The sequence below is a fragment of the Pedobacter paludis genome (assembly GCF_003173575.1).
In the GTDB taxonomy this organism is placed as follows: domain Bacteria; phylum Bacteroidota; class Bacteroidia; order Sphingobacteriales; family Sphingobacteriaceae; genus Pedobacter; species Pedobacter paludis.
In genome coordinates this window covers 600335-608830 of sequence record NZ_QGNY01000004.1, presented here as the reverse complement: position 1 = coordinate 608830, position 8496 = coordinate 600335, and the positions used below count along the sequence as shown (strand labels likewise).

Below are 8496 nucleotides of genomic sequence, written 5' to 3'. Positions count from 1 at the left end.
CGGACAGGTCGCTCTACATGGCCTCTGCAGGCTACAGGTTTGCGGGCGGGGAGGGCTCTGCGCTGAGCGCCATCGAGCCGAAGGCGGTTTACCGCGGGGTGGAGAACTACAGGGATATTTTTGACGCGGGCGCGAACCTGGAGTTCTTCGGGAGCAGGCTCCTGTTGAGCGGGATGTACCACAGCACAAACAGCGTTACCCTCGGGGCGGGCACCACCTACAAAAACCAGCTCTCCATTCTGGTACAGTACACCACCAACACCTCCGACCTGCAGAACTACAGCAACGGGGAGGCAGAGATATCGCTCAGGTACAGTTTTAAATAGGACAGATAGAACATAAGATATTGTATAATAGCACAGGAGTAGTGTATGAAGATTTTAATTGCGGACGACCATCAAATTATCCGATATGGATTAAAGCTCGTGCTGAGAAGCATATGGGCTCGATGTACGGTTTATGAAGCGAATGAACTTGATAAAAGTGTGAGTGTAATTTCAAATCAGGATCTAGATTTAATTATTTTTGATATTAATATGCCTGGAAGTGAAAATTTGGAAGATTTAATTCGTTTTATTCCGGAAGAAACTAAGGTGGTTATATTTTCGGCGTATGATAAGAGTAGTCAAAGAATTGAATCTTTAAAACGAGCAGGAGCGAAAACGTTTTTGTTTAAGGATGCATCGGTTGAAGAATTGAAAAGTGTTTTTTCATCAATGTTCATAAGTAATGCCGAGCCTTTTTAAATGTTTAAAATATAATTAAACAATATGCTTATATTTCTCTAAATTTCTTTACCAATATTATCTTTTAAATATAACAATGAAAATCTGTCTGATTGATGACCACCAACTTCTCTCTGAACTGTTAAAAATCTCATTAACTGATTTTGAATTCGTAGAGTCAGTTAACATTTATAACCAAGCTGATAAATTTTTTGCACATCTAGATACCTTAAAACCAAATGTTTTAATTTTAGATATGCTAATGCCTGATATGAACGGAGTTGAAATTATCCGTAAATGCAGAAAAACTAGATCAAAAACAGATTTAAAAATTTTAGTACTGTCTACAATAACAAATCCAAACACCATTAAAGAGGCTTTCAAAATGGGTGCAAATGGCTATATATGCAAAGATGCATCAATAGAAGAATTGGTAACTGCCATTCAGTTTATCAATGAATTTGATCGGAAGTCTTACATTGGCGAAAGCTTAAAGGAAATTTTAGTGCAGTCTCAACTTTTTGAAGATACGGTAAGTTTTACGCTTTCGCCAAGAGAAAAAGAATTGCTTCACCATGTATGTTCAGGTAAAACAGTTAAAGAAATTGCATTAATTTTAGATTTAAGCGCTAATACGATACAAAGCTATATGCGTCAATTAATGTACAAAATGGATGTAAACAGAATGCCTGATCTTATTTTAAAAGCGATTGAATATGGATTGTTTTTGCCAAACTCAATGGCATAATCAATTTTTTAAAACTGTTCTATCGATATAGGGTTAATAATAAATGAAGCAAAGTGCTGGATTATTGTTATTTCGTAAAACAGAAAACAATCTCGAATTTTTTTTGGCGCATCCCGGAGGACCATTTTTTACCCGAAAAAATGAAGGTTTTTGGACTATTCCAAAAGGGGAAATTATGGATGGAGAAAATCCTCTTGATGCTGCTCAAAGAGAATTTGAAGAAGAAATAGGTATAAAACCTCAGGGTGATTTTATCCAGCTAAACCCTATAGTTCAAAAGGGCGGGAAAAAGGTTCTATGTTGGGCACTGGAAATGGACTTCGATCAATCTAAAGTTTTTAGCAACACATTCGAAATTGAGTGGCCTCCACGTTCAGGCACCTTGAAAAGCTTTCCTGAAATAGATCGGGCAGATTGGTTTACTTATGAGCATGCCATAAAATTTATTAATGAAAAACAGATTCCGATACTTGATGAACTAAAGACTTTAAAAAAATCGAAAATAAATTAATCTATCAAGTCAAAATTTTTAATTTCTTGTTCTTTACCGTTGATAATGATAGCCAGTTGATGATTACCCAAATGAAATTTTCTTGTTGTAATTAATAAAAATTTCTGTTTCCTTTCAATTTTAACAGTCATCTTAGCCGGATAAATACGTTCCGAGATTTTATATACTTTCTTGGTATTTTGCCCATTTTGCTTTTTGTAGTAGACCGAATATTCTAACCTCACTATCTGATCTGTTGGGTTGGTATTGGTAACTGAAAAAGAAAAGGCTAAACTATCTCCAATTTTAATTTTCTTCGTCAGAATCTCAAAATCGGAGAGCAAAATTCCCTTATCATCAAGGCCATAATGTTTCAAAATATCCGCATGTCCCTGCTTTAATAATGTTCTACAGCCATGCTTAATTATTGCATCAGTCTCAGGACTAATCCCAGACCACCTTTTTGCAATATTTAATACGATTTCCGGATGATCTTTAGCGATATCATTAAGGCTATTCGATACGCTTTTACGCACCCATTCAGAAGAATCATGCTTCAGATTTTCTAAAATTGGAATAATAGCAGACGGATCTTTCTTTAAAAATGGAATTCCCATCGCCCATGGCAAGCGAGGTCTGCTACCTTCGGTTGCTAAGCGCCTAACTTTATAATTTTCATGTTTAGACCATTCTAGCATAATTGCCAGCATCTCTTCACTGTACTTTAGTATAAATGGGCGGACAGCAAATTCGCAACTCACAAACTGGGTTATAAATTCGAGTGCTTCAGCAGAATTTTTCAAATCATTTAAACCATAAATTTCAATATAATCTGGCAAAAACATAAAGGCTAATCCATCTTCACCAATTCCATATTTTTTAAACTGATTGATGGATTTTTTTAAAATTTGAATCGTCTTTTGATAATCTGAAGGAAGAAAATTATTTAAAACTAAACATGTATGTCTCATTCTTTCTTTCAATTCTTTCTTTTCAAAATCGGAGGTAAAAATCTGTTTGTTAAATTCCTTTTTATCAAAGCCTGGAATTACCTGTTCGAAAACTGTAGAAATGTTGTTATAAAAGGTTCTAGAATATAAATCTTTAAGTAAGGTGCTCATATTTGTGTTATGTTTGAATGCATGTAATTTAACATTTAGATTGACAAAATAATATGAATACGACGAAAATAGGTTGGATTGGTCTTGGTAATATGGGCATTCCAATGGCCGGGCAACTCATAACAGCAGGTTATTCTGTAACGGCTTATAACCGAAGTAAAGCAAAAGAGTCGGCTCTGAAAGAGATGGGTGCCGAGATAGCCTTAACACCTGCTGAATTGCTTGAGGAAACAGATGTAGTTTTTGTTATGGTTTCTGATGATCAGGCAATAAGTGAAATTTTTGGTGGGGAAGAAGGTTTGCTTCAAGCCAAAACATCCGACAAAATTATAATAAATATGAGCACAGTTTCTCCAAAAATTTCAAAAGAAATGGCTGGGAGATGTAGAGATAAGGAGAGTTTTTACCTTGATGCGCCTGTATCTGGAAGTGTTAAACAGGCAGAAACCGGACAGCTTGTAATTATGGTTGGTGGTGAAGAGGAGATTTTTGAAAAGGTAAAACCAATTTTAGAAAAACTTGGTAAACTCGCCATGCTTGTTGGATCTTATGGTGCAGGTAATACCGCAAAACTGGCCATCAATTCACTGCTTGCGCTGTATGCACAAGGCTTGGCAGAAACGGTTGTTTTCGCAAATCAAAATGGGATTGAAACGGCAGATTTGCTTAATTTAATTAACAATGCTGCAATAGGAAATATTTTCACCAAAATTAAAGGTGATGCGATTATTGGAGATAACTACAAAGCTGCGTTTGCGCTAAAGCATATTGTAAAAGATCTTGGTTTGGCAAAAGATGAAGGAATTTCTTCGCCATTGGCCAAAACCGCATATGAGACATTTAAAAATGCAGAAGCAGGTTATGGAGAGGAAGATATCATCGCAATAATTAAAGCGCTTAAATAGAAAAATATTTTCTCAATTCATCAAGTTTAAACCCTAATGAAACATTTATTCCATATCCTTGTTCAATTAAACATAACTAACTGAATAAAAGGATAAAATATGAATGTTACATTAGAACAGGCTCAAAACATAATCAAGGTAGCCCAAGCCAAAGCAATAGAAATTAACACCAAAATGAATATTGCAATTGTAGATACTGGCAGTAATCTGGTGGCTTTTGCCAGAATGGATGGTGCATGGTTAGGCTCTGCAGATATTGCACAAAAAAAAGCCAAAACAGCCAATTGGTTTAATATGGATACCAAAGCATTAACGCCCTTGGTACAGCCTGGTCAGCCTTTATTTAATATCGAACATTCAAACGGTGGCTTAATTACTTTTCCAGGCGGTGTAATTTTAAAAAATTCATCTGGCGAAATTATTGGAGCAATTGGTGTTTCTGGAAGTACGGTTGATGATGACCATGCAGTTGCAACTGCCGGAGCAGAATCTTTATAAAACTTACTAATTTAAAATAAAGAGCTTGTTTCATTTTAGATACAAGCTCTTTTACATTTTCATTAAGGATGGGTATATTCTAATAAATACCTGCGCCCCAATTGGGTTTCTTCCATAAAGATTGTTCAATAGAGCATTGGTCTTGTAAAACGAAACCTGACCACCAATTGCCGTTTTAAATTTTCGCAGATCTAAAACATCATAATTTAAGCCCAGGCTTAGCGCATTTACACCAAACAAGTGCTCCCCATAAATATTTTCACTTAGGTTTAATTCCTCAACAGATTTTTGAACCCATTCATACCGGCTGTATAACGAAAACTTTTTTAAGCGATAGGCACCTTCAATCAGTACTGCATTTTCGCCGTCATGTCCTTTAGTTTTATTCATTCCCCATAACGCAGTTGCATTTAGATTTTGATTTTCTCCAAGAGGTAATGCATAGATTGCCGACACAATGGTTCTATTTACATTTTCATCGCCATGCAAACTTTCCGGACTTTTGATCCATCCGCGAGAAACCTGCAAGGCCCAGTTTTTATTCGGGTTGAAGGACAATCTTGCACTATAAGAATCGAAACGGGCTTTATCAAAATCAAAACGATTTTCCTCGGGTTCTCTGCCCGTAAATGTGGAAGCTTCGATTTTAAATTTATCGTATCTAAAACCCAATGTGGCTACTCCAAAAGTGATGTGCGTTCCATCATTCCAGTGATGAGAAATTGGAGCGTCGGGATTTGAAAGCGCCGATGGGCGGTGCATAAAAGCAACAGAACCTAAGGCAGGTTCGCCCGGATAACCAAAGTACACGGTAAAATCTGATCTTTTGGAGAAGGCATAAGTATAAGCAACGGATAGTTCCGAAAATAAGTCGTGTGGGTGTTGCCGATCAACCAGAGGTTTACCTTTCCAGCTTTCTCCAGTTTGAAACAAAAGCGGATAACCAGCGCCACCTTCTGTAAGTCGATCTAAAGAAAGCATCGAGCTAAAATGGAAAAGTCCTTTTTCACCAAGCTTGCGCTGTCCCATAAACATAAACCAATTCGGAGCATCAAATTTTTCTGCTCCTCGACTTCCTTTATCCGCAAGATCTTGTTTGGTATAGCGTAAAGCAATATTTCCATGGAGCATATAGATCCATTTTTTAGAATGGTACATTAATCCAAACATTGGAGCCGCATCTGGAAGCCAGGCTGTGCCAGAACCATTTCTAGACATGGGTAGATTTAATGAATAGGCATGACTCATTGGCGATTCCATCTGTACACCAGCCACTTTGTGCATATTATGATCCATTTCCATGGTATCCATAATTTTGTTTTTAGTGGTATCTTTCCTGGCAGGCATATGCATTTCATGCTGTGCCTTAGCAGAAAAAACGAGCCCGAATATTAATATGCTGAGCAGTTTACATTTCAATTTCATAAGTTTCCATATTCTGTGTGCAGCAAATTTAGAGGCCTTTACACTTTAATCTTTACAGCATTCTAAAAAATATTTACATAATTATCTAATTTAGAATATCGACTACAGTAGAAATAACAAGGTTTTTTATAAATAAGTGAAAAAAATGTATAAAAAATTAAGCTAACTATTGTTTCGTACGAAAAACATCGTACCTTTGAAATATGAAAAGTACGCAGCCTGAAAATAATTTGCCAGAACCAACAAAAGCAGAATTGGAAATTCTTCAGATTTTGTGGGAATTTGGTCCATCTACCGTACGGTTTGTGAACGACAAGTTAAACGAGCAAAAGGAAGTTATTTATACGTCTACCTTAAAGCAAATGCAAATTTTAACTGAAAAGGGAATTTTAAAGCGTGATGAAAGTCAGATGAAGCACATTTACATTCCGGTTGAAGCAGAGGAAAAAACCAAAGTTCAATTATTAGATCGCTTTGTAAACACGCTATATAAAGGATCTGCATCTCAATTAATGATGCAGCTTTTAGGAAACGAAAAAACCTCGAAGGCAGAGATAGAGGAGATAAAAAAGCTATTGGATAGCATGAAATAATTGAAATTAAAATCCCTCAAGAACCACAGTTATGGAATTTAAGTTTATAGATCTCTTACCAGAAAATTGGTTGCATGCTTTAGGCGCAACATTATTTCATTCGCTTTGGCTGGGCATTTTATTGGCATTGGCAAGCGGATTGGTTATGTTTTCTACCAGGAAATCAACAGCGACATTACGCTATAATCTGCTCACGATTTGTTTATCTCTTTTTGTGGTATCAATTTTCGTTGTGTTCGGTTCCGAAGTACAAAAGCCTTTGCAGGGTGCGGGTCATTCAGTAATAAATCCCATTCCTAATACGGACATAAACACCAAAATTGCCCAACCGATAATAACTGATGTTCAATATAACATGTCATCAGGATTAAATAGTTTGGTCGATTTGTGGAATTCTTATGCTTACCAAATTGTTTTGATCTGGTTCTTTATCATCTGTATTAAAAGCATCCAGCTTTTGGTTGGATTAAATGGTATTCATCATTTAAGAAACAACAAAACTTATCCTGCGGGTGCAAGATGGGAAGCAAAGCTTGAGGTTTTATCTCAAAGATTGAGGATTGATCAAAAAATCCGAATCGTTCAATCGGGCTTAGCAAAAGTACCAATGGTTGTCGGCCACTTTAAACCCTTGATTTTGGTTCCATTGGGCTTATTAAGTAGTTTATCTAATGAAGAGGTAGAAGCCATCTTAGCTCACGAACTGGCACACATTAAGCGTAGAGATTATTTGGTAAACGTTTTACAAAGCTTCATCGAAATCGTATTCTTCTTTAATCCGGCGGTGCTTTGGGTATCAAACTTGATAAAAACGGAGCGGGAGCATTGTTGTGATGATTTAGCAATAAACTGCGTTAATGATCGAAAAAATTATGTTCAGGCATTAATTTCCTGCCAAGAATTTAAAGCGAACTCGCCAGCTTTTGCAATGGCAGTAACGGGCAAAAAAAGTAATCTCTTGCACCGGGCAAGCAGAATGTTATTCAACACTAAATCAACATTAAATAAAATGGAAAAGACAATATTAACCATCGCTTTAGTTTCTGTAGTGGTATGTACAGCTGCATTTAAAAATGTGGGCAACGCAAAATCTTCATCGGAAAATTTAAATAGCCATCAAATTGTTCAGGATACAACAAAAAAGAAAGCTAAGGTTTCTGAAAATAAATCTGCCGACCAAATGGAGCAGGAGATTGAAGAAAAAATGATCAAAACAGAAAAAATTCTTGCCGAAAAAAGCAAGGCAATTTCTGTTGAAGATAAAAAACGTGCACAAGAAGATGCTAAGCTCATTAAGGAGGATGCCAAAATGGTTATTGCTGATGAAAAACGAGCTGAAGCAGATAAAAAATTGGCAGAGGCGGATAGGAAATGGGCTGAAGAGGAACGAAAAAACAATAAAAACCAAAATAATAATGGTGCACAGCGAAATAGGGAAGAAGCAGATTATATAATTGCTCAAAAGCGTTATGAAGCAGATGCAAAACGATATGCAAAATCTGCCGAGGCGTATGCAAAACGTGCCGAACAGTATAATAAAAATAGCCAGCTGTATAATGGCAGTGTACCCCCAGTGCCACCAACACCTGCCGCTCCGGCCACACCGCCAACACCAAGAACGCCAGTAAGTCCAATTACGCCACCATCTCCTCCAACCTATAATTCTACGCCACCTTTACCACCTGCCAATAGGGCAAAAACGGTTACAAAAACAGGATCAGAGCGTGTAGTTTCTACAATAAGTGAAACCAATGGCGATGGACATGATTATACCGCAGAAATTAACAAGGAGCTTTTAAAAGATGGAGTAATAACGAATACAAACAAACTCTCTTATCAATTGAACAAGAACGACTTAATTGTTAATGGTGTTAAACAAAATACCAATCTTCATCAAAAATACAAGTCTAAATATTTAAAACAGGATAGTCATGCTCTTTACTACAATTTCGAGGTGGATGGCAAAAACTAATTTCCAGCCTTAAATTCAC

10 protein-coding genes are annotated in these 8496 nt (G+C 36.6%); 8 read left to right on the top strand and 2 right to left on the bottom strand.

All coding sequences use genetic code 11. The annotated features are described in order from the left end of the window. The 4 genes from DF947_RS14155 to DF947_RS14140 all read left to right on the top strand — a co-directional run. The coding region (locus DF947_RS14155) for a type IX secretion system membrane protein PorP/SprF (protein WP_146202928.1) at positions 1–326 on the top strand (326 nt) is incomplete at its 5' end. A gap of 45 nt (positions 327–371) precedes the next feature. Next, entirely contained in the window at positions 372–746 is a 375-nt protein-coding gene (locus DF947_RS14150; protein ID WP_109930682.1) for a response regulator, read from the top strand. A 76-nt stretch (positions 747–822) separates the two neighbouring features. Then, positions 823–1473 (top strand): response regulator, encoded by a 651-nt coding sequence (locus DF947_RS14145; RefSeq protein ID WP_109930681.1) that lies wholly within the window; start codon positions 823–825, stop codon positions 1471–1473. A gap of 43 nt (positions 1474–1516) precedes the next feature. Continuing rightward, complete coding sequence (locus tag DF947_RS14140) at positions 1517–1984, top strand: NUDIX domain-containing protein (protein ID WP_109930680.1); 468 nt, start codon at positions 1517–1519, stop codon at positions 1982–1984. Here the strand turns inward: DF947_RS14140 and DF947_RS14135 are convergent. After that, complete coding sequence (locus DF947_RS14135) at positions 1981–2946, bottom strand: DNA alkylation repair protein (protein WP_240615384.1); 966 nt, start codon at positions 2944–2946, stop codon at positions 1981–1983. The two genes, DF947_RS14140 and DF947_RS14135, sit on opposite strands and share 4 nt — an antisense overlap. A 191-nt stretch (positions 2947–3137) precedes the next feature. On the opposite strand from DF947_RS14135, the gene DF947_RS14130 reads away from it, so the two are divergent. Beyond that, the gene (locus DF947_RS14130) at positions 3138–3989 is read left to right on the top strand and encodes an NAD(P)-dependent oxidoreductase (protein WP_109930678.1); all 852 of its coding nucleotides are present in this window, start codon (positions 3138–3140) and stop codon (positions 3987–3989) included. Positions 3990–4088: 99 nt separating this feature from the next. Continuing rightward, positions 4089–4487 carry a GlcG/HbpS family heme-binding protein gene (locus tag DF947_RS14125; protein ID WP_109930677.1) on the top strand — a complete coding sequence of 133 codons (399 nt, stop codon included), beginning with the start codon at positions 4089–4091 and terminating at the stop codon, positions 4485–4487. Positions 4488–4538: 51 nt separating this feature from the next. On the opposite strand, the gene DF947_RS14120 is transcribed toward DF947_RS14125, so the two are convergent. After that, positions 4539–5912 carry a hypothetical protein gene (locus tag DF947_RS14120; protein ID WP_109930676.1) on the bottom strand — a complete coding sequence of 458 codons (1374 nt, stop codon included), beginning with the start codon at positions 5910–5912 and terminating at the stop codon, positions 4539–4541. 203 nt (positions 5913–6115) lie between these two features. On the opposite strand from DF947_RS14120, the gene DF947_RS14115 reads away from it, so the two are divergent. Continuing rightward, positions 6116–6505 carry a BlaI/MecI/CopY family transcriptional regulator gene (locus DF947_RS14115; RefSeq protein WP_109930675.1) on the top strand — a complete coding sequence of 130 codons (390 nt, stop codon included), beginning with the start codon at positions 6116–6118 and terminating at the stop codon, positions 6503–6505. A 31-nt stretch (positions 6506–6536) separates the two neighbouring features. Then, positions 6537–8477, top strand: coding sequence for a M56 family metallopeptidase (locus DF947_RS14110; protein ID WP_109930674.1), 1941 nt, complete (start codon positions 6537–6539; stop codon positions 8475–8477). Positions 8478–8496 lie beyond the last annotated feature (19 nt).